Consider the following 24,641-nt stretch of genomic DNA (forward strand, 5'->3'; position numbering starts at 1 on the left):
ATCATAGATGTGAATAAATATTCCATTTATGCATACTTTATAGGGGATACGGCCGGTACGTGGAGGCAAGATGGACCGACGAGGATTCCTGACGACGGCCGGAACGACGATCGCCACGCCGCTCGTGGCTGGCTGCATCGCGACCGGCGGAAGCGGTGGCGGAAACGGCAACGCCGGCGGCTCGAACGACGGGTCCGGAACGAATTCCGGGAACGGATCGAGCGGCGGCGACGGTAGAACGATCACGGTCGATTGGGCCTACTACAACCCGATCAGCCTCGTGCTCCGGGACCACGGCTGGCTCGAGGAGGAGTTCGCCGACGACGACGTCTCGATCGAGTGGGTGCTCAGCCTCGGAAGCAACCAGGCCAACGAGTACTCCCAGAGCGGGTCCGCCGAGTTCGCCTCGACGGCGGGGATCGCGGCGCTGCTCGCACGCACGAACGGCGTCCCGATCCGGACGCCGTACATCTACTCGAAGCCGGAGTGGACCGCGCTCGTGGCCAAATCCGACTCGGGGATCGAGGAGGTCGCGGACCTGGAGGGCAAACGCGTCGCCGCGACGCGAGGAACCGACCCGTACTTCTTCCTGCTCCAGGCCCTCGAGACCGCCGGACTCTCCGAGTCCGACGTCGAGGTCGTCCACCTCCAGCATCCCGACGGGCAGTCGGCGCTCGTGCAGGACGACGTCGACGCGTGGGCCGGTCTGGACCCCCATATGGCCGAGCTGGAGCTGGAACACGACGTCGATCTGTTCTTCCGGGAGCCCGACTTCAACACCTACGGCTTCCTCAACGTGCTCGATGGATTCCTCGAGGACCATCCCGAGGACGCACGTCGGGTCCTCGAGACCTACGAGCGCGGGCGCCAGTGGGCACTCGAGAATCCCCAGGAGACGGCGTCGATCCTCGCCGCCGAATCGGACATGTCCCAGGCGGTCGCCGAGCGCGTGTTCGTCGAGCGAAACGACCTCTCGACCGCGCTCCCCGGCGAGCAGCATCGTGACCTCCTCTCCACGCTGGCGCCCATCCTGAAGGACGAGGGGATGGTCCAGCCCGACGCCGACCTCCAGGCGCGGATCGACGAGCTGATCGACTCCGAGACCGCACGCGAGGTGGTGAACTGATGGCGACGGTCGAGGACCACGACGGCGTGACGGCGATCGGGGAGCGTCTGACCGCGTGGGTTCGCGACCGTTCTCCGTCCGCGATTGGCTTCCCGCGCCGTGCCCTCGGCCTCGTCGTACCCGGCCTGCTCGTCGTTGGCTGGCACCTGCTCATCACCCAGGGCGTCTTCCAGCCCCACCAGCTACCGGCGCCGATGACCGTCCTCTCGACGTTCGTGGCGATGGGTGCCTCCGGCGAGCTGTGGGGCCACCTCAGCGTCACGATCCAGCGCGTCGCGTTCGGCGTGCTCTTCGGCGTGAGCGCCGGGATCGTCTTCGGGACGATCACCGGGCTGTTCGGGCTCGCGAACGACCTGCTGGATCCCCTCCTTCAGAGCATGAAGAACATTCCCTCGCTGGCGTGGGTCCCGCTGTTCCTGTTGTGGTTCGGCATCGGCGAGAGCGCGAAGGTGACGCTCATCGCGCTGGGTGCGTTCTTCCCGGTGTACCTCAACCTCTCCACGGGGATCCAGGGGATCGACGAGGACCTCCTCGAGGTCGTCGAGGTCTACGACGTCGGCCGCCTCGAGACGCTTCGGCGCGTCGTCTTCCCCGCCGCCCTCCCGAACCTGCTGGTCGGCATCCGCGGCGGCGTCGGGTTGGCGTGGATGTTCGTGGTCGCGGCCGAGCTGATCGCCGCCAGCCAGGGCCTCGGCTTCCTGTTGAGCGACGGCCGGGTGCTCGCACGTCCCGACATCATCGTCGGCTCGATCCTGCTGTTCGCGTCACTCGGAAACCTCTCGGACATCGGTGTGAAGGCGTTACAGCGACGACTCGTCTACTGGAGCGCCTAGGATGATCGAGACGCGCTCGCTCACCAAGACCTACGACGACACGGTCGCGCTCCGCGAGGTCGACTTCGCGGCCGACGACGGGGAGTTCGTCTCAGTCGTCGGTCCGTCCGGCTGCGGGAAGAGTACCCTGCTGCGCGTGCTCGCCGGCCTCGAGTCGGGCTTCGACGGGACGGCCTCGATTGACGGGACACCGGTGAACGCCGGCGGCAGCGACGACGTCGGGGTCGTCTTTCAGGACCCGCGCCTGCTCCCGTGGGCGACCGTCCGGGAGAACGTTCGGATCGGCTTTGACGAGTCGGTGACCGACGACCGCATCGACGACCTGATCGACCGCGTCGGACTCGACGGCTTCGAGATGGCACTTCCCGAGGAACTCTCCGGCGGGATGGCCCAGCGGGTCGCGCTCGCTCGTGGGCTGGCGTACGGCCCGCAGGCCCTCCTGCTCGACGAGCCGTTCAGCGCGCTCGACGCGCTGACGAAGGTCGAGCAACAGGAGTTCCTGCTCGACGTGCGGGACGACATCGACGCGACGGTCGTCCTTGTGACCCACGACGTCGAGGAGGCCGTCTACCTCGCCGACCGTGTCGTCGTGCTGGGCGGCCAGCCCGGCACCGTCGTCGCGGACGTCGAGGTGCCTCTCGATCGACCCCGCGATCGAACGGACGAGCGGCTGATCGAGACTCGCGAGCGCGTGACGGACGCGCTCGGGGTGTGATCGCCCCCTCTCCCCACTGCCGAGGGAACAGCCGTTCCGCCATCCGTCAGACGCGCGCGTGACGACGGCACAACTGCTTTATATACGGGGTCGGACGTTTAAGTAACGATGTCCACCCTCACCGACCTTCTCGGCGACGTCGTGGCCGACGTCGACGACGTCTTCCTGTTTTCCCCGAGCGGATCGTTTCACGACCGGTTCCGCGAGGCCGACGTCGACGTCGTCGTCGTCGATACCGAAAACGACGTCGACGCCGAGACGTTCGTCGAACTCCCGCTGGAGTTCGATAACGTCCGCGACCGGATCCGGTTCGGCATCGAGGGCGCGGTCGAGAACGGGATCGTCGAGGAGGGCGACGCGATCGCCTGTTCGGTGGCGGTGTTCGCCGACGACGCGGATTCGGTGATCCGCGTCCGGGCGACCGAGGACATGGGGTCCGGGATCTACGACCTGTTCGTCGACTCACGAGCCGACCCGGACGTCATCCGTGACGTCTTCCAGGTGGCGATCGAACTCGGCAAGAAGGGCCAGAAAGGCAAGCCGGTCGGCGCGCTGTTCGTCGTCGGGGACGCCGGAAAGGTGATGAACAAATCGCGACCGCTCAGCTACAACCCCTTCGAGAAGAGCCACGTTCACGTCGGCGACCCGATCGTGAACGTGATGTTGAAGGAGTTCTCCCGGCTCGACGGCGCGTTCGTGATCTCCGACTCGGGGAAGATCGTCTCCGCGTACCGCTACCTCGAGCCGGCCGCCGAGGGTGTCGACATTCCCAAGGGACTCGGCGCACGGCACATGGCCGCCGGCGCGATCACGCGTGACACGAACGCGACCGCGATCGTGCTCTCCGAGTCCGACGGGCTCGTGCGGGCGTTCAAGGGGGGACGGCTCATCCTCGAGGTCGATCCGGAGGCGTACTGATGACGGGGATGTCCGTCCCGATCACGGTACAGGAAACGGTTTCGGAGGTGATCGCGCTGGTTCCGCCGCGCATCTGGCTCGCGTTATTCATCGTCATCTTCGGAGTCATCGCCGGCTACCTCGTCGAAGTGGTCAACCGACGACTGCTTGAACGAGCCGGCGTTCCGGCGTCTACCGAAGGAACCGCCTTCGAGCGAACCGTACGCGGGTTCGGGCTCTCGACGGTGACCATCATTGCGAAACTCTCGAACTACTTCATCGTCGGGATCGCCGTCCTCACGGCCCTGTCGGTCGCCGACGTCCAATACACCGAGCTCTTCTGGGGCGACGTCGCGACGTTCGTGCCGCGGCTGTTCATCGCGATCGTCGTCCTGATCGTCGGGATCGTGGTCGGCGACAAGATCGAGTTATACGTCGCCGAACGGCTCCGCGGGGTCAAACTCCCGGAAACGGGCGTGATATCCACCGTCGCGAAATACAGCGTCGTCTACGTCGCGGCCCTGATCGCCCTCGATCAGATCGGCGTCGCGACCCTGGCGTTGATAGTCCTACTTGCGGCCTATGCGTTCGCGCTCGTGGTGCTCACCGCCTTGGCCACCAAGGACCTGCTCGCTGCCGCCGCCGCCGGAGTGTTTCTCCTCCTGCGACACCCGTACGGGATCGGCGACGAGGTGAAAGTCGCGGACCGACGCGGGATCGTTCAGGAGGTCGACCTGTTCGTCACGCACATCGAGACCGACGGCGAGGAACACGTCCTGCCGAACCACATCGTGTTCCGTGAGGGGATCGTCAGAATACGGGACTAGCTCCGCTCACCGGACGTCTCGGCTTCGCGTTCGGAGACCACCTCGGCCGGCACGCCGGCGACGGTCGTCCCGGCCGGAACGTCCTTGGTCACGAGCGAGTTGGCGGCGACACGAGCGTCCTCCCCGATCGTCACCCCGGGCAACACGATCGCGCCGGCGCCGATCATCGCGCGTTGCCGCACCACCACGTCGCCGAGCCGATATTCGTCCTGGAGGAACTCGTGACACAGCAGGGTGGCGTCGTATCCGACGATCGCGTCCGATTCGATCGAGATCCGCTCGGGCCAGAACACGTCCGGCGTCGACTCCAGCCCCCAGGAGACGCCCGCGCCGACCGAGACCCCGATCCGCCGCAACAACCAGTTCTTGAGCCGGAGGCTTGGCGAGATCCGGCACGCCAGTATCACGAGATAGTTCCTGACGACGACGAGCGGCGACTTCGCGTCCGGCCAGGACCACAGCGAGTTGCGCGGTCCCGGGGTCGCGACCCGGTCCAACTGGTCACGACGCCGTGGCCCGGTTTCGCCCGAGCCGTCGACGTCCTCGTCCCCGGGGCTTGAGGGATCCGAGGGGCGCTCCGACGCCCCGTGGTGCTCGTCGTTCACGCCGTTCGATCCGCTCCCCGTGGTTAAAGACCTCGCGCTCACGACTACCTCCGCGCGCGGTTGTCTCTCTGCCCACCGCCGCCCCCAGTCACGGCGCCGCCTCCGGTCACGGGTCCCGTGTTCCGACCCTTCAAACCGAATGCCGACGCATCCGTCCGCGTGCCGTGATCCCACCGACCCACGACGGTCCAGGCGGGTGCGTGACGCGCCGTCGTGGGATCTTCCCGGACCCCACCGCCCCGGACCGACGGAATGCGTCACCTGCTCGCAAGCACTCGGGCAGTCACTCCCGAATGGCGTCCATATGCTCGAGCCGTCGGTCGATGAGGGACGCGGTTCCGATGTCGTGTCGGATCCGCACCCGATCGCCGGCGGCGGAGAGCGCCTCCGAGGCCACCGATTCCGCCGCCTCGATCGACGCCCCCAACCCGACGACGGCGAAGGCGCGTGAGGTCGTCGTGTAGAGCCCGTCCTCCCGCTCGTCGACGCTGGCGTAGAACAGCAGCGCGTCCCCGACGCTTTCCTCGTCGACATCGATGCGGGCGCCCGCGTCCGGGCCCGTCGGGTAGCCATCGGGTACGGCGTACTTACAGACGGTGGCTCGCTCGGCGAAGGACAGCTCCGGAAGGCTCTCTCCGTCGCGAGCGGCGGTGATCACGTCGATGAACGGCGTTTCGAGTACCGGGAGCGTGTTCATCGCCTCCGGGTCGCCGAACCGGGCGTTGAACTCGACGACCTTCGGTCCCTCGGCGGTGAGCATAAACTGTCCGTAGAGGACGCCCGTATATTCCGGCAGCGCCTCGACGACCGCCTCGATGACCGCGACGGCGTCGTCGTAGTCTCCGTCGTCCATAAACGGCAGCGAGAACTCGGCGTCGGAGTAGGAACCCATCCCACCCGTGTTCGGTCCTTCGTCGCCCTCGTAGGCGCGTTTGTGGTCCTGGACCGCCGGCGTTGTCCGCACGTCGCCGTTGGCGACGAACGCCTGGATCGTGAACTCCTCACCGACGAGCCGTTCCTCCAACACGACGCGGTCGTACTCGGACTCCCGGAGATATTCCTTCGCTTCGGCGGCGGTGACCTGGTCGCCGATCACCTTGACGCCCTTCCCGCCGGTGAGTCCGACGGGTTTGACGGCGAGGTCGCCGTCGTACTCATCGATGTACTCGCAGGCGGCCTCCATATCGGTGAACGTCTCGAAATCCGGACAGCCCGGGATGTCGTTGTTCCGCATAAACCGCCGTTGGTAGGCCTTGTCCGTCTCGATCCGTGCCGCCTCCTGGTGCGGGCCGAACGTGTATACGCCGACCTCATCGAGGGCGTCGGCGACGCCGGCGGCAAGCGCCGATTCGGGGCCGATCACGGCCACACTCGCGTCGATCGACTCGGCGTAGTCGACGATTGCCGCCGCATCCGTCTCCGAGGTGGTCTCGAACCCCTCCGCGAGCCGGGCGATCCCGGGGTTCCGGTTGCTCGCACAGGCGTGAAGTTCACAATCCGGAGCGAGTGCGCGGGCGATCGCGTGTTCGCGGCCGCCGCCACCGATCAGCAACACGGTCTCGGTCATACGCGAGGGGTTTCCGCACGGTAGTGTAAATCTTGTCGTTACATCCGACGGATACAACCACGATCGTGGATCAGAGCCGGGGATCACCATCGTCGAACACGGGGGTCGTCGATTCCGGTCGTCGCCGACCTCAACCGCCGTCGAGCCAAGACTCGAGAACCCCGGTCGACGGCGCGCTCGGAGCTTCGAGTGTCGACGGCTTTTCACCGTGGCCGCCGTACCGGCAGCTATGTCCACACCGACCGACCGGAATCGGCTGTCCGCGGAGGGAAGTCCGTACCTCCGTCAACACGCCGACAATCCGGTCAACTGGCAGCCGTGGGACGATCGTGCCTTCGAGACCGCCGCCGAACACGACGTCCCCCTCTTCGTCTCGGTCGGCTACGCCGCCTGCCACTGGTGTCACGTGATGGAGGAGGAGAGCTTCTCGGATCCCACGGTCGCCGAGACCCTCAACGAGTCCTTCGTCCCGATAAAGGTTGACCGCGAGGAACGGCCCGACGTCGACGACGTGTTGATGACCGTCTGTCAGCTCGTCTCCGGCGGCGGCGGATGGCCCCTGTCGGCGTGGTGTACGCCCGACGGGAAACCTTTCTACATCGGGACGTACTTCCCGCGGGAGCCGACGCGGGGGCGTCCCGGATTCCTCGAGCTCTGCAACCGGATCGCTGACTCCTGGAGCGATCCGGAACAGCGGGCCGAAATGGAATCCCGAGCTGATCAGTGGATGGCCGCAGCCCGCGATGAGGTCGAGTCGGTTCCGGAGCATCCCGGTGACCCCCCGGGATCGGCGGTCCTCGAGGAGGCAGCTGCGGCCGCCGTTCGCGGGTACGACGAGGAACACGGGGGGTTCGGAACGAGCGGCCCGAAGTTCCCCCAGCCGCGTCGGCTCGATCTGCTGCTTCGAGCCGGTGGTTCCGCCAACCGAACCGCCGATGGAACGACTGACCGGACCGCCGATGGAACGACTGACCGGACCGACATCGGTCGTGAGGCGGCTACGGACCGGAACGCGGCCCTACAGGCCGCGACGGGGACTCTCGATGCGATGGGTGAGGGAGGAATATACGACCACGTCGGCGGCGGATTCCATCGCTACGCGACCAACCGCTCCTGGACGGTGCCACACTTCGAGAAGATGCTGTACGACAACGCGGAGCTCCCTCGCGTGCTTCTCGACGCGTTTCAGGCGACGGGGACCCCGCGATACGGGCTCCTCGCACAGGAGACGTTCGCCTTCCTCGATCGTGAACTCTCCCACCCGGACGGCGGCTTCTTCAGCACCCTCGATGCCCGGAGCGTTCCGCCCGACTCCCGTCGCGGGTCGACGACGGATGCGTCGGAGGCAGCGCCCGATCCGGTTGAAGGTGCATTCTACACCTGGACGCCCGCGGAGATCGACGCCGTCCTCGAGGAACCGGATGCATCACTCGTTCGCGACCGGTTCGGCGTGACCCCTGCCGGAAACTTCGAACGCGGGACAACGGTGCTCACCGAATCGACGTCGATCGAGGAACTCGCGACCGACCACGGACTCGACCGATCGACGGTCCGCGACCGGCTGCGTGCGGCCCGCCTCGATCTGTACGAGGCCCGCGATCGTCGGCCGCGTCCGGCACGGGACGAGAAAGTGATCGCGGGCTGGAACGGGCGAGCGATCTCCGCGTTCGCGGCGGGCGCACGTGCGTTGGACCCGGGGCTTTCGGAGCGGGCGACCGCGGCCCTCGAGTTCGTTCGCGATCGGCTGTGGGACGCGGCGGACCGTCGACTCGACCGACGGTGGATCGACGGCGACCGTACGGGCCCGGGCTATCTCGATGACTACGCGTTCCTCGCGCGCGGCGCTTTCGACACGTATCAGGTGACCGGCCGTCCCGATCAGCTCGGGTTCGCCATCGAACTCGCCGATCGGATCGTTGCGGATTTCTACGACGAGGAGGCAGGCACGATCTACTCGGTTCCGAGCAAGCCCGCCGACGAGTCCGCTGATGAGGCTGCTCGTCCGAGCGACCTCTCGGTCCGTACCCAGTCGTTGACCGACCGATCGCTGCCCTCGAGCGTCGGCGTCGCGGTCGAATTGCTTGCCGAGCTCGACGGATTCGTTCGTGACCGTTCGTACCGCTCCGTCGCGGAGACCGTTCTGGGGACACACGCCGACCGGATCCGAGCCGGACCGCTCGAACACGCGTCGCTCGTTCTGGCTGCCGATCGCGTCGCGAACGGTGGGATCGAGCTCGTGTTCGCCGCCGATGACCGCGCCGAATCGTGGCGGGAAACGCTCTCGAAGCGGTTCCTCCCTGGAGCAGTCATCGCCCCGCGCCCCGCAACGTCGGCGGCAACCGCCGACTGGTGTCGGGAGATCGGTGTGGAAGGGGTTCCCCCCATCTGGGACGGCCGGGATGCGATCGACGGAGAGCCGACCGTCTACGCGTGCCGTGGGTTCGCATGTTCGCCGCCGAAGACCGATATCGAGGCCGCGCTCGACTGGCTGTGATCGGCTCTCGACCGGATCGAGCGCTGCTCTCCACCCTGAATCCTATCACTCCGGCCGGTGCACTTCGCCGCCTCGTGCGTCCGCATCTCGCCGCCGGAGCGCCGCGGCGGCGTTGGCCGCCTCGTAGCCGAACAGGACGTCCTTCGCGTAGGGTTCGACCGCTTCGGTCGCCTCGATCAACGCATCGACGTCGACGTCCGCGGCGTACAACTCGACCGAGACGGGCGTCTCCGGCGGCGCGCCGTGGACGTCGTAGTCGCCGCCGAGCCGAGATCGAAACCCCCGAACGATCGTCTCGAGCCAGTAGGTCGTCGCGTACTCGGTGTCGTATATCGGCACCACGAACTCGTCGACGTGATCGGCCACCGCGTCGACGGCGATCCCCGATCGCGTGCGAAGGTGTCCCGGGTACGGGTCCGGATGGACCGAGAGATAGGTCCGCCCGGACACCCGATCGGCGGCTGCGGCGACGAAGTCGGTGATCGTGGCCGCCCGCCAGCCCGCCCACTCGTCGTGGTCGCTCTCGTCGAACAGCCGCTCACAGCGTTCACACCGACAGTATCCTTCCCGTGGGAATCCAACGTCGTCGAGCCTGACGTCGGGGGCGACCGCGGCACAGTCCTCGACCATCTCGAGCAGTCCGCGCCGATACTCGGGATGTGTCGGACAGATATGGGTCCACTCGAACTCCGTCCGGTCGCGACTTGCCGGCAACCCGCGGTCGTCGACCGGAACGAGCCCCGAGTCATCGTCGGCTGCCGCGGTATCACCGAAACACGACACCATATTGACCGCGTTCGCGATCGGCTCGGCCGCTCGCCCGGTGACGTCTTTCACCTCGTAGAACCCGCGATCGAACTCGCCGATCGATACGTCGTCGGCGTTGCGCGTGACCACCCCGTACATACACGACGCTACTCGATGGCCGTGGTTAAAAGGGATGTTCGAGGGCCGGACGGGATCGGTTCGGAGGACGGTATGACCCGACCGGCTCGTGGGACTGTCAGCTGTTCGATCGACTCGTTATTCGACTTCCACCGGCTCCTTATCGCCGGAGACGATGAAGTAGACGGTGGCTACGAGGGCCAATGCGACCAGGAGTTTCGCTTTCGTGCCCATATGTAACGGTACGTATCGTATGGCTAAAAACTACCGGGACGGTTCGCATCCGAGGACGGTTCGCGTGCCCGACGTCGGTTTCTCGTGTGGCGTCGATGGGCGACCGTTCCATGAACCTCCGCAGCGTACTTCCCGTGGATCACTGCCTCACACGTCGATGTGTTCGGCGATCCGGTCACGCAGGATCTCCGAACAGTAATCACACCGCACGCCGTCGTCCATCACCGCAAAGCGCGTCTCGACCGGCTCGTCGTCGTTCGAGATGCAGTTCCGGTTGGGACACGAGAGCACGCCGACGACCTCCGTCGGTCGCTCGACCCGGTTCTTCTCGACCACCTCGTAGTCGCGGACGATGTTGATCGTCGCCTCCGGCGCGATGAGCGAGAGGACGTCGACCTCGGACTGGCTCAACTCCCGCCCTTCGACTTTGAGGATGTCCTTGCGACCCAGCCGATCGGAGGGGACGTTCATCCCGATCGAGAGGCTGAACTCCTCGGATCCGTCGATCCCGAGGATCGCGAGCACGTTCAGCGATTGCCCGCCGGTGATGTGGTCGATGACCGTCCCGTTCCGGATCTTCGAGACGCGGAGTTCGCGGTCCGGACTCATGCCGCATCACCGCCGAGGAGCATATCCAGAAGCGCCATTCGAACCGGGACCCCGTTGTGTGCCTGTTCGAAGTACCGTGCGTGGGACGTCTCGTCGACGTCCGCCGCGATCTCGTCGACGCGGGGCAGCGGATGCATCACGGTCAGATCCGGATCGGCGGCCGACAGCGTGTCGGCGTCGATCCGGTATTCGCCGGCTATCTGGTGGTATTCGTTCTCATCGGGGAACCGTTCACGCTGGATCCGGGTCACGTATAATACGTCGAGCTCCGGGAGCACTGCGTCGAGTTCGGTGTGTTCGCGGACCTGGGCACCCGACTCGTGAAGATCGAACCTGACGGACCGGGGCAACCGCAGCGATTCAGGGCTGATGAAGTGCTGGGTCGCGTCGAAGTTCGTCAGCGCGGACGCAAGCGAGTGGACCGTTCGTCCGTACTTTAGATCGCCCATGATCCCGATCGTGAGGTCATCGAGCCCGTGTCGTTCCCGGATCGTGTGGAGATCCAAAAGCGTCTGCGACGGATGTTGACCGGCGCCGTCGCCGGCGTTGATGACCGGGACGTCGACGAACTCGGAGGCCATCTTCGCGGATCCTTCGCTCGGGTGTCGCAAGACCAGCGCGTCCGCGTATCCCTCGATCACGCGGACCGTGTCGGCAAGGGACTCACCCTTTTTTACTGAGGAGGACTCGATCGATCCCATATCGATCGTCTCCGCACCGAGCCGTTTCGCGGCGGTCTCGAAGCTCATCTTCGTCCGGGTACTCGGTTCGAAAAAGCAGAGCGCGAGCACGGACCCTGAATATCGTTGCTCGAACGCCTCCCGTGACCCGTCGATCTCGCGGGCCCGATCGAGTACCGCCTCGATGTCGGGCCGCGAGAGCTGTGTCGCGGTGATGAGGTGGTCCTGACGCATCGTCTATCCGGCGGTCGGGGAGCATCTTGAATCCGTCGGGTCCGCAAGCATCGTCCGTTCGGACTCGACGATGGACCACTCAGTCGTCGGCCGTCGCCGCCCCGGTGGCATCCGGTCCGGCATCCTCACCGGTCGCGTCCTCAATGCTTGGTGGGTACACGCCGCGTTCAAGCGTCAGATCGGATTTCGGGCGAGCCATACAGGTGAGTGCGTACTCCTCTGCCTCCTCGTCGGTTAGCCCCCGTGCTGCGGGCTGTGTGACCTCCCCCTCGAGAATATGGGCCGAACAGGCGAGACACATCCCCACTCGACAGGAGTACTCCTGGGCGATCCCCTCCTCGAGACAGGCGTTGAGGATCGTCTGGGTGTCGGACACCTCGATCGACTCGCCGGTGCCGGCGAACTCGACGGTGTACTCGGACATACTGACCGGATTCGCCCAGGGTCGGCAAAACTCTTGCCATCGGATCGGTCCGCAGAGCGTGGATCGGCGATCGTGACGGAACGGCCGGAGCCGACCATTCGCAACGCTAATCCCGCGTTACCCGTTGTGGTGGGATATGAAAGCCACCGCTCGAGCCCATCCGATACAGGGACTCGTGAAGTACCACGGGATGCGCGACGAGCAGCTTCGGCTCCCGTACCACGACAGCATCAGCCTCTGTACGGCGCCGACGGCGACCACCACGACGGTCGAGTGGGAGCCCGACGCGACGGACGACACGTTCGTCATCGACGGGGGTGTCGTCGACGGACGGGCCGCCGAGCGGATAGAGCTGGTGACTGACTACGTTCGGGAATTGGCCGGGATCGACCACGCGGTCCGCTTCGAGAGCCGAAACTCGTTCCCGTCGAACATCGGGTTCGGGTCCTCCTCCTCGGGGTTTGCGGCGGCAGCGATGGCGCTCGCTGACGCTGCCGGCCTCGACCTGTCGCGTCCGGAGATCTCCACGATTGCTCGCCGTGGATCCTCGTCGGCCGCGCGCGCGGTGACCGGTGCGTACTCCATCCTCGAGACGGGACTCAACGACGAGGACTGTCGATCGCGGCGGCTCCCGGTCGGCGAGGGTGAGGACGGGTTCGATCCCGAAGAAGACCTCCGGATCGTCGCGGCGCACGTCCCGGCTTATAAGGAGACCGAGGAGGCACACCGGGAGGCGGCCGCGAGCCATATGTTCGACGCGCGGATGGCACACGTTCACGAGCAGTTGGCCGAGATGACCGACGCGCTCCGTGCAGGGTCGTTCGACCGGATATTCGAGCTCGCCGAACACGATTCGCTCTCGCTGACCGCGGCGACGATGACCGGCCCGTCCGGGTGGGTCTACTGGCAGCCCGAGACGATCGCGGTGTTCAACGCCGTTCGAGAGCTCCGGGAGGAGGGCATTCCGGTCTACTTCTCGACCGACACCGGAGCGTCGGTGTACGTTAACACGCGTAAACAGTACGTCGACGAGGTCGAGTCCCGGATCGCCGAGATCGGGATCGAGACGGACGTCTGGTCGGTCGGCGGCCCCGCCCGCGTTCTCGACCCCAGCGAGTCGCTGTTCTGAGAGTACGTCGCTGTGGCGAACAGGCGGAACGGACCCCTCATTCACTCGGCGTGTCCGTCCCGCACACCCGCGTGCCACGCCGAGACGACGTGCTATCGCACGGTGTCGGTGTGTCCCCATCCGATTTGAACCCGATCCCCGTCAGTCGGTGTTCCTTTACCGACGGCTCGCGCAGTACCGGCATACGGAGGGATCGAGGAATGACCGTACGGCTCCGCTATGCGGACGGGACGATCCGGATCGACGCCGACGAGTCGCTGCCACCGCTGCCGGGCGTAACCGAGGACGCTCGGAGCGGGGACGTTCGCGCGCCCGCGTTTCGGTACGCTGAGATCCGCCGCGCGCTGGAGGTGGCCGGGCGTTCCGTCGACGATGACGTGGTATCGACCGGTCCGTTGTCGCTCTCGACCGCCTACGACCTGCGGCCGTATCAGCATACGGCGCTCGATGCGTGGGCCGACGCCGACCATCGCGGCGTCGTGGAACTACCGACCGGCGCCGGCAAGACGGTCGTCGCGATCGCGGCGATGGTCGATCGGGGACGGCCGACGCTCGTGGTCGTGCCGACGATCGACCTCCTCGACCAGTGGCGCTCGGAGCTCGAACGCGAGTTCGAGATGCCGATCGGCCAGTTCGGCGGCGGCGAGCAGCGCCGCGAGCCGATCACGGTCTCGACGTACGACTCGGCATATCTGAAGGCCGACGACGTGGGCGACTCCTTCGGCTTCGTCGTCTTCGATGAGGTACACCATCTCGGCGGCGAAGGGTATCGGGACATCGCCCGCCTGTTGCCCGCGCCCGACCGACTCGGGCTGACGGCAACCTTCGAGCGACCGGACGGTGCCCATCACGCCGTCGAGGACCTCGTCGGCCCGGTCGTCTACTCCGTCGACGTCGACGACCTCGCCGGTGAGCACCTCGCGCCGTACGACGTTCGGCGACTGGAGGTCGAGTTGACCGACGCGGAACGCGAGCGCTACGAGCGCGAACAGGGCGTGTTCGTCGAGTATCTCCGAGATTCCGGACTCACGCTGACGAGCGGCAGCGATTATCAGAAACTCGTCAAGCGGTCGGGGCGGGACCCGCGGGCACGGGAGGCGCTGTTGGCGAAACAGCGCGCGCGAGAGATCATGATGAACGCCGATCGAAAGCGGGACGTCCTCGAGCGGCTCCTCGACCGCCACCGCGACGATCGCGTCATCGTCTTCACCGCCCATACGGACCTCGTCTACGACCTCTCCGAGCGGTTCCTCCTGCCGGCGATCACGAGCGAAACCGGCGCGGCGGAACGCCGTGAGATACTCGATCGATTCCGTGAGGGGACGTATTCGCGAGTGATCGCCGCCAACGTTCTCGATGAAGGCGTCGACGTTCCCGACGCGAACGTCGCGATCGTGCTGTCGGGATCGGGGAGCGAACGCGAGTTCACGCAGCGTCTCGGTCGCGTGTTGCGTCCGAAGGATGACGGCGGTCGAGCAACCATCTATGAGCTCGTTACCGCCGACACCGCGGAGGAACGCGTCGCGGATCGACGTCGATGAATCACGGGCGTCGCTCGTGGCTCGTACGTTACGGTTCGACGTTCACCGAGAGGCTCCCGCCGTTGATGAACGCCTCGTAGGGAAAATCGAACGTGACCGTGACGTCGATCTCCGCCCCGGGATCGACCGATACCTCCCGTGTCTCAGTCGCCTCCTCCTCGGGCGTCGCCGCCGTCACGACGAGCGTTCCGGTTCGTCGGTCGGCGGCCATGTTCCCGATCGTCGCGTCGATCCGAAGGGTTCCGTCGTCGCGCTCAGAGAAGTCCCGGTCCACGATCCGCAATCCCGGTGGCTGTGTCGTGTCCTCCGCGTCGGCGTCGGGCGGTGTATCTCCGGTCGGCGGGTTTCGCGGTCCGGATGGGTCGCGTCGTTCGAGACACCCTCCGAGGACAGCACCGATGGCGGCGACCACCAGTTCCCGTCGTCGCATACCGATCCGTCCGTTCGAGAACGCATATGTCTATCCCCGTCCCGGATTCATGGGTCTACGGTCGGTCGGATTCGATCGTTCCGCCAAATGCTGCCTCCCGGTGGGTTTTACCGGACCGACGACCGATGGACAGCCATGCTTCGGAAGGACCACCTGCGCGTCTCGCGGGCGGGTGGTGCATATACGCCGCAGTTCGTGAGCGAGACGGACCTGCCTCTCGCCGAGCGACTCATCGGGACGTTTCGGGAGCACGTCGGCGACCGCTATGCCGATCTCCAGGCGGCGGTGACGGCGCTCGAGGCGGACGCCGACGACTTCAAGCTCGTTCGCGGACTCGCGTCTCTGCTCGAGCGTGAGACGACGTTCGAGACCCGATCGCCGCTGCCGCCCCAACGAGCTCGACGCTCGGCCTTCGAAGCCGCCGAATCCATCGGCGTCGCCACCGCCGCGGAGCGTGAACGTGCCCTCCAAACCGCGGCGTCGGGCCTCGGGGTCGAACCGGACGCGGTTGACGAATCGCTGTATGCGGACCGTGAGGACGAACGGATCGCGGTCGGCTTCGAGCCGCGATGGGATGCGGAGACGCTGCTCGATCAGTACAACCTCTCGCTGGCCCAGACCGCGCTCTTCGACGCGACGGACGTTCGGGTCCGGTCGGCCGACCCGAAGCGACTCGTCACGGCGACGAAGCGGCTCGGGCTGCTGTACGAACTCGAACGAACCGACGCGGGACGGGAGCTCGTGGTCACCGGTCCCGATGCGCTGTTTCGCCGCACCCGCCGGTACGGGACCGCCTTCGCTCGCCTGCTTCGGTCGGTGGCTGCGGCTCCCGACTGGGCGTTGACGGCGACGATCGACGACCGGGGGACCGAACGGACGATGACGCTCTCCGACGCGGACGTCACCGTTCCGGGCGTCGATCCGGTCGCCGAACCGTCCTTCGACAGCGGCGTCGAAGCCGACTTCGCCGGCCGGTTTCGGTCGCTGGGTCTCGACTGGACGCTCGTCCGCGAGCCCGAACCGCTCGAGACCGGAACGAGCGTGATGATCCCCGATTTCGCCTTCGAGTACGACCACGCGGACTTCCGCGTGTTCTTCGAGGTGATGGGGTTTTGGACGCCGGAATACGTCTCCAAGAAGCTCTCACAGCTCGAATCGGTCGAATCGGTCGACCTGATCGTCGCGGTCGACGACTCCCTCGGCGTCGGAGAGGAGATCGCGGCCGCCGACCACCGGGTGGTGACCTACACCGACTCCGTTCGGGTGAAGGACGTCGTTGACGTGCTCAGAGAGTACGAGTCGGATCTGCTGGCCGATGCCGCCGCGACCCTTCCCGACGCGATCCGACCGACGGAGGACGTCATCGAACTCGAAACGATCGCCGATCGGTACGCCGTCGGCGTCGACGCCCTCTCGGCGGTGACGTACCCCGACCACGAGCGGCTCGGCGGTACCCTCGTTCGACCGTCCATCCTTGAGGAACTCGAGGGTCGACTCGAACCGGGAATGCGCCTCGAGGCCGCCGAGGACGTCCTTCGATCGGCCGACATCACCGAGACGAGTCCGGTCCTGTCACGGCTCGGATACCGAACCGAGTGGGAGGGGTTGTCGGGTGGGACGATCCGGCCGCTGGAGGGCGACAATTGATATAGCATCATATAATTTATTAGTCGGTGAGCGATCGTTCGTGATCGGTTCGTGACCGAATCGTGTCCGATTCGAGCCGACGAAACCGGTCTCGATTTCCCACCAGTCACTTCCGATTCGTGCGGAAGCGGTTACAGCAGCTCATAGATGTGCGATTCGTAGGTCGCCCGAACCTGATCGCCCCAGTTGTGCGTGTAGGTGTCGATGATGTCCTCGGCGACGTCGCCACGGAGGTACTTTACGACGCCGCGATCGCCGGTCCGGTCCCGAAGGTGGGTGGTGAAAAAGTGCCGGAAGTAGTGGGGCGTCACGTTCTCGCTCGCGCCGCCGCCGGTCCGGTACCACCCGTGGTCCCGTGCGTGTTCTTCGACGATGTGCCGGACGCTTTCGGGGTCGAGCCGCTCGCCCCACGATCCCGCCGTGCCGATGAACAGCGGTTCGGCCGGGGAGACGGCGTCGGGCCGGATCGCGAGCCACGCGGTGAGTACGCGTTCGATCTCGTCGTCGATCGGGATCACCGTCTCCCGCTTCCGCTTGTTGGCAGCCGACCTGATCTCGCCGTTGAGCGGCTCGCCGACCCGCGCGTCGCCCGTTACGTATAGCGAATCCGGACGCGACTCCAGCGCCGGCCGAGTGCCGAGGTCGTAGGCCGATGCGGCCGGGGATCCGGGCATCGAGACGTCACGCAGATCGAGGTTACACAGCTCACCGACCCGCATTCCGGTCTTGAGCAACGTCACGATCACCGCCCGGTGTAGCGGATGACGAACCCGATCGAGAAACGCCCGCATCGCTGGGACGTCGATCTCGCGGCGGGCGGGATCCTTGTCGATCGACTCGTCCATCTCCTCCATCACGAGCGTCATCGGGTTCGACTCGAAGGCACCGACCTGCGTCATGTACGTGTAGTACCGGTGGAGATACGCCGCGTACGACGCCACCGTGCTTTCGGCGTGATCACCTCGGAGGGAGTGAACGAAGGCCATACAGTCCCTGTGAGTGGCCCGTGCGGTCACGTTCGTCGTCGTTCCGTTTCCCGTGGTGTCGTCGGCGTCCGATCGCCCCGATCCCCGCCGATCGGTGACGAACGACTCGAAACGGCGGAGGACGCGCTCGTAGGACCGCTTCGTCCGGTCGGTCTTCCCGTGATAGGTGAGGTCCTCGAGGAAGTAGCCGACGGGGTCCGCGGGATCAAGGGATTCTGTATCGCTACTCATCGACCAACACGTACCCGCCATCCCGCCCTCGATAGCGAACGCATCCCCGATCCTGGAGGTCCTCCAACACTGCGTCCAACCGTTCCTCGAGATCGTCGATCACGGCTTCCCGCAGTTCGTCCCAGGAGTGAACCGCCGATCCATCGAGAACGGCGAGAACCCGTTCTTCGAGACCGTCACCCCCAGGGTTCGAGCCCCGATCATCGGGATCCTCGTCAGTTCCCGATTCGGTCTCGAGATCGGCGGTGAAACCCCGCCGGCCGGCCTGCACCATCGTTCGGACGAACTCGCTGCGCGACATCCCGAGTTCCTCGGCGTGTTCGGACCATTCCGTTTTTTGATACGTCGGAACGTACGTCTTGACCGACGTTCGATCGGTATCGAGATCGGTGCTCATCGGTGACTGATACGTTTCGGGCCAGTTCCTTCAATGTATCCCTTGATATACGGATAAGGTCTCTTATCCTCATTTTAGGACCTAGAATTCGACCCGAATATATGAGTTATGCGGAGATCTATTACTAAGCTCCGGCATAGATAGTACTATAAATCTGGATCAATTCTGTTGTACCTATATGGACGTATCTCGCCGTTCGGATCGCCGATCGTCGATCGAGACGATCGGCTGTGGGCCGAGTCCGTGTTCGAGTACGTGGTCGGGAATTCACTAGTAACATCTTTCGTATATATCAACGTCGTCCTGGGGGATCGACGTCGTCGCCGACGTGGCGCGGACGCCGGTCGTCACAGTCGCCGTGAGAGTCACAGTCACGTCTACAGCGTGCACCAGATCCTGGGCCCTCGACGTCGATGCTGGCGCCATCGGACGCACACGGCCGTGAGGCTGAAACGGCGTCGAGCGAAACACGTGACGGAACGGCTGGCGTGTGGACGCCAACCACGTTACTTCGGGATCTCGTTAGCGGGCGGTTTCGGACGTGCTCGTGACGTCCGTCGGTGTGTACACCGTCACGTCGATCGCGGTTACGTTCTCACGGTTCTCGGCGTCGGTTGGTGGTGGGTGGGGTGGGTGGAGGGGTGAGTGGATCGAGGTGTCGGCCATCCCTAGGGTCCGAGGACGTCTCGGTGCTTCACGGACGACGCCGTACGGTGCGGGTCGTACCCGTGCTGAGACACCGCGGGACTGACACGACCTCGGTATGGCACGTCAGCGGCGGCGATTCGATGCCCGGATGACGGTACACCGATGGGTCGGTACACCGATGGGTCGGCACACGGATGCGTCGGGACACGGATGGGCCACACACTGGGCCGCTCCGAGCTACAGGATGGCGGCCGTCGTCTCGGTTGTCCTCGCCGTCGCGGAGTCTGCCGGTGCCCCGTGGTTCAGTCAGCCAGCCGTTCCGACACCGCCGTCGATCAGTGTGAGCACATAGCACATTATCTGACCGTATCGATCGCCGTGGTGGGTCATTTCGTCGGGTCGTGAGTGACACCGCGGTTGTGAATCGTATCGTTCGATCATCGATCGGCCTCGGACGTGGGACGCCGCCGATCGAACGCGATCGTATAAATTGTATGTCGCTATATTCAATTTGATCCGTCACCCCCATAGCTTTTGAATACCTGTCCCCAAGAACTCGAAGAATAAACGGGGCGAGGGCGTCCTGCAGACGGACCGCTCCGCAGGGCGGTTAGTTGCGAGCCTGCCCCGGGTGTGTCGACGGCTCCACCGAACTCCCGATGTTGATCCGCCCGAAACCGTTCCACGAACCGAACTCAACCACAATGACTGACACGATCGACCTCGACGATCTCGAGACCGACGACGCCGACGAACCGGCGGCCAATCACGGCGACTGGCTGTGGCGCGAGGAGGGTACCCCCGAGGACGAACCCGAAACGCCGACGCCCAACCCGTCAGCGACGGAAACGTCGGCGTCGACGTCGACATCGGGGACGCCCGGAAATGGTGGGACAGATACGGACGCGACCGACACCGACGCGACTCACGACGGCCCCATCCCGCGTGTTCCCCGAAAAAACGAGAGCAAGCCCGCGGGTGTCCCGACCGACAGCGGCGGCTCGGGGGCTGGCGCGACCGTCAGCAACGCTCCCGACGACGCCGAGCCGATGGCCGCCGGCCCCCACGGGGGCGGCGTCGACGACATGACGATGGCGGTGACCTACAACGCCATCTCCGAACTGGCCGATCCGCAACTGGTCCTCGTCTCGGCCCGCGAGTGGGCCGACTGGATCGGCATCGTCGGTGACGTGGACGCGCCGGTCATCACCAAGTTCCAGCGCGAACACGGCATCGACGCCGACTTCTTCAACGGGACGGGAACCGGTCCCGCCGAACGACTCGCCGATATCGGCAAAACGTCGATGTTCTACGCCGAACGACTGGCCGTCGTCGGCACTCCCGACGACGAGTGGATCGCCGAAGAGGCCGGCTGGGAGTTCGTCCCGCTCGAAACAGCCGCCGCGGAGGCCGACTGGGACTTCGAGGAGGGGTAGCTCCTCCGCACAGTGACGGCTACTCGTCGGCCGGGGTGGCTCCGTCGTGGGCCATCGCGGGTTTGTCGGCGCCGATGTGGTTGTCCAACGCGTAGGCGCCCGCACCCGTGATGAGAAGCGCCGAGGCGAGGCTGAAGAGGCCGATGTGGGCGAGAACGGGATCGTCCGGGATTCCGAACAGCGTGAGGACGAAGACGCTCAGCGCGGTTAACGCGGAGATCCGGGTGAAGAATCCGGACAGAATCGCGAGACCGAGGCCGAGTTCGGCGAAGCCGGCACCGAGTACCCACAGTTCGGCGGGGAACGGAGCAAGCGCGGTGAGGTCGTACTGTTCGACGACGCTGAGGGCCATCTCGGGAGCCAGCAGTTTCTCGAAGAGGCCGAGGAAGACGAAGGAGAGGCCCATTCCGACCCGGATGATCGTCGGGACGAACCGCTCATAGGGATCGGCATTGCGATTGAGCCACGACGCGGCGCGGTGAACCGGATCGATCCGCCCGTAGACGGTCCCCTCGGCGGCGGCAACCTTCTGCAGTACCTCGTCCGCGCTGGGGCGGCCGCTACCGATCAGGGCGATGGCGACGAGACCGGGAACCCACTCGAAGGAGTACAGCAACAGCGGCTGGGAGACGAGCGCCAGCAGATACACCAGCACCCCGACGATCGCGGCCACGCGCGTGGCGATGCCGAAAAGCAGGGCGAACCCGAGTCCGATCTGGAACAGGCGGACGAGCCCGGGAGCGGCGACCGGCTCGACGATGGGATTGAAGAAGTAGCCCGCGAAGCCGGCGCCCACGAGCGGCAGTCCGAACCCGAGGCGCAACAACCACGGCAACAGGTCCCGATAGCCGGTCATCACGTTACGGAACACCGCAACGTCTCGCTGGAGCGGTCGGACGCGGAGATAGACTCCGAGGGCGCCGAGCGTGGCGAGACCCCCGCCGCCGAGGACGGCGACGTTAACCGGGTCGGCCAACGCGTCGGCGAGAAAGGTCAGTCCTTCGCCCGCCTGCTCGGCGTTCGTGACGAACCTGACGTGGGCGGCCGCGACCTCCGAACAGACCACTGAAACGACCCCGAGAGCGACCAGCACGCGCGCGATCGGTTTTGCGCTATACGGCATCATAGCTCACACATAAGTGTGGAGGATAAAAGGATCGGCGCCGAATCGTCGTGTGGTCGTGACACGATCGATGTGAACGAGCGACATGCTGGTAGCGCCGACGCCGCCCGTACTGACGCCGACGGTCCCACCAGGGCGCCGTCACGCCGACGATGCGGATCGTGCGTGAGGTGTGTGCGTGTGGAGCGTGACGATCAGAACATCGTCGCCCACACGAGCCCCACCACGAACAACGCGACCGCCGCGATCGTCCCCCAGTCGCTCCATCGCGTTTCCTTGCCGGTGCCGTCGTCGGACTGGGTCAGCACGTAGGCGAATCCGACGATCGCCACCAGGGCGACGATGACGGCGTAGACGATGTTCAGTACACCAGCCATATGGTAACACACACCCCGATCGTACAAAACGTTGCCGGCACAACCGTCTTTAGGTCCGGCTCCGATATACCGACGTATGCGAATCGAGCTTCGGGTGTGTAAACACTGCTACGAGGGAGAACACGGGAATCAACGCAAGACCGCAGTGACGAGAGATATGGTCAACTGCGCCGAGCGGGTCCGCGAGTACAAGGACCTGATCGGCCTCGACGCCGTCTACATCACTCGGGTCGAGGAGGGTGATCCCGGCGGGGCGGAGGCGCTGCCGGCGATCGTCGCCAGCATCGAGAGCGACCAGGTGACCCTCTCGGACACCCAGCTCGTGATGGAGGACGAGGACGGGAACATGCTCGTCTACCCGGAGCCGAAGGACATCCTCGAGGTCCTGACGCGCAACATCGACCAGATTCAAGAACAGACGCGACAGGACGCCACCGTGGAGCTCTCCCAAGAGGGCGCGGAGCTACTGACGGCGTAGCGACCGCAAAAAACGACGGCAAGAGGCGTCAGTCGTCCGAGTTCGGGTCGCCGCCGTCTGCGACCGTCTCACGGTTTCGCTGGCGCCGCATCTCCTTCTCCCAGCGGACCCGCATCACGTTGCCGTACATCGAGAGGATGAGGCCGACGAACAGCACGAACATCCCGATGTTGATGCCGACCGTGAGCAGGAGGTTCGTCACGTCGCCGCTGACGACCAGTTCCCGTGGGACCGGGTAGCCTCCCCGGACGATACTGCCCATCAACACCGAGACGATCCCGATGACGACCAGCGAGCCGAAGATCGTCGAGACGGAGTGCCAGCTCGGCGAGAGTTCGAGCCGCTCGATGCCCGTTCCCTCGTGATCCTCGTCGTCGTCGTGGCTCTCGGGAATCATACTGCGGGGAATGAACGCCTTCGTCTCGACGGGGTAGAAGGCGGGATGCATCCCGTGTTCGAATATGTGGAACATTACCCCCATCAGCATAATGACCCCCAGCAATCCGTGGAAGACGACGAACGCCATCGCCGCGGTTCGCGTCGCGAAGTACTGCATCAGTCCGGTCTTCGACCAGATGAGCAGTCCGGAGACGGTGAGCAACAGGAGCTCGACGGCGAAGATGTAGACGACGCCCTTGCCGACGTAGGACAAAAGCGGGACCTCGTCGGCCTCGTGGCCGGCGAACTGCCGTGCGTGTGGGTGGCGTTCGTCGGCTCGGCCGAGCATAAACTGAACGTCCTGGATGAACGCCTCGGTGTCGGCCTTCGCCGGGAGGATCTCCCGGAAGTTGCTCCGGCCGGTCGGACTGATCAGCATCAGTACCGTCCAGAAGACGATGAGCGCGACGAGGCCGACCCCGGCGATGCGATGGAGCGCGGTGACGCCCGTCGCACCGCCCATCAGCTCCATCATCCACCACAGCTCGGAGTTGAACATGATGGCGTAGCCGGTGAAAAACAGCAGGAACACGTCGAGCGCCAGAAGCGAGTGGAACAGCGTCGTCACCCGCGTGAACTTGCCGTGGTCGAGGTTCGTCATTCGGCCTCACCCCCGTCACCGGAGCCATCCGCCATCACGGTCTCTGGCTCCTCGTCGGTCCCGGGATGGCGCATCCGAGCGGCGATGCGGCGGAAACTCGCCCAGTGGAGAAACACCATGACCAGGATGAACACGCCCATCAGGACGTCGGCGGCGTGGATCAGCGCGATGAGGAAGTCCAGCGCCGGAATCGCGTTGCCGGCGACCCAGTCGGTGCCGACGCCGCCGCCCTCGATGGTGGGGTCGACGCGGAACAGCGTCTCGTAAAACGGCCCGAAGCCGCTGGCCCACCACACCGACAGGACGGCGACGGCAATGCCGACGATCGCCGAGACGAAGACGGCGATCGGGGAGTAGCCCTCGACCTCGGGCGTCTCGTAGCTCATTGGAACTCACCGGCGTCCTCGCCGAAGACGATCTCCATTGCGGTGTCGTTGAAGAACGACCCCTCGTCGCGTTTGTTCAGTTCGTCGGCGATCTGCGAGGGTTGACCGACGAGGATGGCGTCGGTCGAACACTCCTCGGCACAGGCCGGCCCCTTGCCGACGTCCTGGCGCTCCTCGCACATCGTACACTTGTCCATCTTGCCGCCGGTGCCGAACACCTGTGCGGCGCCGTCGTCCTCCTCGGGGAACTGTGGCGCCCCGAACGGACACGCCGACAGACAGTATTGACAGCCGATACAGAGGTCCTCTCGAACGTTGACGAACTCCTCGTCGGTCTTGATGAGGGAGTCTGTCGGACACACCGACACGCACGGTGCATTGTCGCAGTGGTAACACTGCATCGGGATGGACGTCTCGCCGGGCGATTCACCCGCCGCGAGCGCGGCCGCGCCGGACGTCCCGGATCCCTCCTGGCCCTCCAGCATCGTCGAGATGCTGATGCGTTGTTCGTCGTGGGGGACGTCCCACGTTCGCTTGCAGGCGACGACACACCCACCACAGTCGATGCATGCGCCGACGTCGGGGAAGATCCGTGTTCCCTCCCCGACGCTCATCACGCCATCGCCCATCACTTCCTTGTTCGATTGAGACATATTGTATCAC

At 65.4% G+C, this 24,641-nt stretch carries 26 protein-coding genes; 11 read left to right on the forward strand and 15 right to left on the reverse strand.

Annotated features, from left to right (window positions below):
• Window positions 1-70: 70 nt before the first annotated feature.
• From BLW38_RS05240 to BLW38_RS05260, 5 genes are all read left to right on the forward strand, one after another.
• Window positions 71-1,126, forward strand: a complete 1,056-nt coding sequence (locus BLW38_RS05240) for an aliphatic sulfonate ABC transporter substrate-binding protein (protein ID WP_092815245.1) — start codon at window positions 71-73, stop codon at window positions 1,124-1,126.
• Complete coding sequence (locus BLW38_RS05245) at window positions 1,126-1,959, forward strand: ABC transporter permease (protein WP_092815248.1); 834 nt, start codon at window positions 1,126-1,128, stop codon at window positions 1,957-1,959. The genes BLW38_RS05240 and BLW38_RS05245 overlap by 1 nt, the downstream gene beginning before the upstream one ends.
• Before the next feature lies 1 nt (window position 1,960).
• Entirely contained in the window at window positions 1,961-2,674 is a 714-nt protein-coding gene (locus tag BLW38_RS05250; protein WP_092815251.1) for an ABC transporter ATP-binding protein, read from the forward strand.
• Between the two features lie 108 nt (window positions 2,675-2,782).
• Window positions 2,783-3,592: a diadenylate cyclase DacZ gene (gene dacZ, locus BLW38_RS05255; RefSeq protein WP_092815254.1), complete on the forward strand. Its 810-nt coding sequence runs from the start codon at window positions 2,783-2,785 to the stop codon at window positions 3,590-3,592.
• An 8-nt stretch (window positions 3,593-3,600) separates the two neighbouring features.
• On the forward strand, window positions 3,601-4,398 hold the full coding sequence (locus BLW38_RS05260) for a mechanosensitive ion channel domain-containing protein (RefSeq protein ID WP_394327074.1): 798 nt from the start codon (window positions 3,601-3,603) through the stop codon (window positions 4,396-4,398).
• Here BLW38_RS05260 and BLW38_RS05265 read toward each other — a convergent pair.
• Both BLW38_RS05265 and purD read right to left on the reverse strand, forming a co-directional pair.
• The gene (locus BLW38_RS05265) at window positions 4,395-4,895 is read right to left on the reverse strand and encodes an acyltransferase (protein WP_245710070.1); all 501 of its coding nucleotides are present in this window, start codon (window positions 4,893-4,895) and stop codon (window positions 4,395-4,397) included. The genes BLW38_RS05260 and BLW38_RS05265 overlap by 4 nt on opposite strands.
• A gap of 391 nt (window positions 4,896-5,286) precedes the next feature.
• The gene (gene purD, locus BLW38_RS05270) at window positions 5,287-6,570 is read right to left on the reverse strand and encodes a phosphoribosylamine--glycine ligase (protein WP_092815262.1); all 1,284 of its coding nucleotides are present in this window, start codon (window positions 6,568-6,570) and stop codon (window positions 5,287-5,289) included.
• A gap of 229 nt (window positions 6,571-6,799) precedes the next feature.
• On the opposite strand from purD, the gene BLW38_RS05275 reads away from it, so the two are divergent.
• Window positions 6,800-9,064 (forward strand): thioredoxin domain-containing protein, encoded by a 2,265-nt coding sequence (locus BLW38_RS05275; protein ID WP_092815265.1) that lies wholly within the window; start codon window positions 6,800-6,802, stop codon window positions 9,062-9,064.
• A 45-nt stretch (window positions 9,065-9,109) separates the two neighbouring features.
• Here BLW38_RS05275 and BLW38_RS05280 read toward each other — a convergent pair whose 3' ends face one another.
• The 4 genes from BLW38_RS05280 to BLW38_RS05295 all read right to left on the reverse strand — a co-directional run bounded on the left by BLW38_RS05280 (window position 9,110) and on the right by BLW38_RS05295 (window position 12,130).
• Entirely contained in the window at window positions 9,110-9,970 is an 861-nt protein-coding gene (locus tag BLW38_RS05280) for a hypothetical protein (RefSeq protein ID WP_092815268.1), read from the reverse strand.
• 360 nt (window positions 9,971-10,330) lie between these two features.
• The gene (gene pyrI / locus BLW38_RS05285; protein WP_092815271.1) at window positions 10,331-10,792 is read right to left on the reverse strand and encodes an aspartate carbamoyltransferase regulatory subunit; all 462 of its coding nucleotides are present in this window, start codon (window positions 10,790-10,792) and stop codon (window positions 10,331-10,333) included.
• Entirely contained in the window at window positions 10,789-11,706 is a 918-nt protein-coding gene (gene pyrB, locus BLW38_RS05290; RefSeq protein ID WP_092815274.1) for an aspartate carbamoyltransferase, read from the reverse strand. Before pyrB ends, pyrI begins: the two co-directional genes overlap by 4 nt.
• A gap of 79 nt (window positions 11,707-11,785) precedes the next feature.
• Window positions 11,786-12,130, reverse strand: a complete 345-nt coding sequence (locus tag BLW38_RS05295) for a 2Fe-2S iron-sulfur cluster-binding protein (protein ID WP_092815277.1) — start codon at window positions 12,128-12,130, stop codon at window positions 11,786-11,788.
• A gap of 136 nt (window positions 12,131-12,266) precedes the next feature.
• Between BLW38_RS05295 and mvaD the strand changes: the two genes are divergently transcribed.
• Together mvaD and BLW38_RS05305 are read left to right on the forward strand one after the other, a co-directional pair.
• Window positions 12,267-13,259 carry a phosphomevalonate decarboxylase MvaD gene (mvaD, locus tag BLW38_RS05300; RefSeq protein ID WP_092815280.1) on the forward strand — a complete coding sequence of 331 codons (993 nt, stop codon included), beginning with the start codon at window positions 12,267-12,269 and terminating at the stop codon, window positions 13,257-13,259.
• 200 nt (window positions 13,260-13,459) lie between these two features.
• Complete coding sequence (locus BLW38_RS05305; protein ID WP_092815282.1) at window positions 13,460-14,800, forward strand: DEAD/DEAH box helicase; 1,341 nt, start codon at window positions 13,460-13,462, stop codon at window positions 14,798-14,800.
• 28 nt (window positions 14,801-14,828) lie between these two features.
• On the opposite strand, the gene BLW38_RS05310 is transcribed toward BLW38_RS05305, so the two are convergent.
• The gene (locus BLW38_RS05310) at window positions 14,829-15,230 is read right to left on the reverse strand and encodes a hypothetical protein (protein WP_092815285.1); all 402 of its coding nucleotides are present in this window, start codon (window positions 15,228-15,230) and stop codon (window positions 14,829-14,831) included.
• A gap of 135 nt (window positions 15,231-15,365) precedes the next feature.
• Here BLW38_RS05310 and BLW38_RS05315 point away from each other — a divergent pair, with 135 nt between their 5' ends.
• Entirely contained in the window at window positions 15,366-16,877 is a 1,512-nt protein-coding gene (locus tag BLW38_RS05315; RefSeq protein ID WP_092815288.1) for a DUF790 family protein, read from the forward strand.
• 131 nt (window positions 16,878-17,008) lie between these two features.
• Here BLW38_RS05315 and BLW38_RS05320 read toward each other — a convergent pair whose 3' ends face one another.
• From BLW38_RS05320 to BLW38_RS16155, 3 genes are all read right to left on the reverse strand, one after another.
• A complete protein-coding gene (locus BLW38_RS05320; protein ID WP_092815291.1) occupies window positions 17,009-18,094 on the reverse strand; it encodes a tyrosine-type recombinase/integrase in 1,086 nt (361 codons plus the stop codon).
• Window positions 18,087-18,491: a DUF5805 domain-containing protein gene (locus tag BLW38_RS05325; RefSeq protein ID WP_092815294.1), complete on the reverse strand. Its 405-nt coding sequence runs from the start codon at window positions 18,489-18,491 to the stop codon at window positions 18,087-18,089. The genes BLW38_RS05320 and BLW38_RS05325 overlap by 8 nt, the downstream gene beginning before the upstream one ends.
• A gap of 522 nt (window positions 18,492-19,013) precedes the next feature.
• Window positions 19,014-19,157: a hypothetical protein gene (locus BLW38_RS16155; RefSeq protein ID WP_177167427.1), complete on the reverse strand. Its 144-nt coding sequence runs from the start codon at window positions 19,155-19,157 to the stop codon at window positions 19,014-19,016.
• A gap of 686 nt (window positions 19,158-19,843) precedes the next feature.
• Here BLW38_RS16155 and BLW38_RS05330 point away from each other — a divergent pair.
• On the forward strand, window positions 19,844-20,575 hold the full coding sequence (locus tag BLW38_RS05330) for a DUF7124 domain-containing protein (RefSeq protein ID WP_092815297.1): 732 nt from the start codon (window positions 19,844-19,846) through the stop codon (window positions 20,573-20,575).
• A 19-nt stretch (window positions 20,576-20,594) separates the two neighbouring features.
• Here the strand turns inward: BLW38_RS05330 and BLW38_RS05335 are convergent, their stop codons facing one another.
• Window positions 20,595-21,698 (reverse strand): DoxX family protein, encoded by a 1,104-nt coding sequence (locus BLW38_RS05335; protein WP_218143027.1) that lies wholly within the window; start codon window positions 21,696-21,698, stop codon window positions 20,595-20,597.
• Between the two features lie 194 nt (window positions 21,699-21,892).
• Complete coding sequence (locus BLW38_RS05340; protein ID WP_092815303.1) at window positions 21,893-22,075, reverse strand: hypothetical protein; 183 nt, start codon at window positions 22,073-22,075, stop codon at window positions 21,893-21,895.
• Window positions 22,076-22,151: 76 nt separating this feature from the next.
• Here BLW38_RS05340 and BLW38_RS05345 point away from each other — a divergent pair, with 76 nt between their 5' ends.
• On the forward strand, window positions 22,152-22,553 hold the full coding sequence (locus BLW38_RS05345; protein WP_092815306.1) for a hypothetical protein: 402 nt from the start codon (window positions 22,152-22,154) through the stop codon (window positions 22,551-22,553).
• 28 nt (window positions 22,554-22,581) lie between these two features.
• On the opposite strand, the gene BLW38_RS05350 is transcribed toward BLW38_RS05345, so the two are convergent.
• From BLW38_RS05350 to BLW38_RS05360, 3 genes are read right to left on the reverse strand one after another with little or no spacing between them, the layout of a single operon-like run.
• Window positions 22,582-23,592, reverse strand: a complete 1,011-nt coding sequence (locus BLW38_RS05350) for a cytochrome b/b6 domain-containing protein (RefSeq protein ID WP_092815309.1) — start codon at window positions 23,590-23,592, stop codon at window positions 22,582-22,584.
• Window positions 23,589-23,978 carry a hypothetical protein gene (locus BLW38_RS05355; RefSeq protein WP_092815312.1) on the reverse strand — a complete coding sequence of 130 codons (390 nt, stop codon included), beginning with the start codon at window positions 23,976-23,978 and terminating at the stop codon, window positions 23,589-23,591. The genes BLW38_RS05350 and BLW38_RS05355 overlap by 4 nt, the downstream gene beginning before the upstream one ends.
• Window positions 23,975-24,631 (reverse strand): 4Fe-4S dicluster domain-containing protein, encoded by a 657-nt coding sequence (locus tag BLW38_RS05360; protein WP_092815315.1) that lies wholly within the window; start codon window positions 24,629-24,631, stop codon window positions 23,975-23,977. Before BLW38_RS05360 ends, BLW38_RS05355 begins: the two co-directional genes overlap by 4 nt.
• Between the last annotated feature and the right edge of the window lie 10 nt (window positions 24,632-24,641).

Source organism: Halopenitus malekzadehii, assembly GCF_900108505.1.
Lineage (GTDB): Archaea > Halobacteriota > Halobacteria > Halobacteriales > Haloferacaceae > Halopenitus > Halopenitus malekzadehii.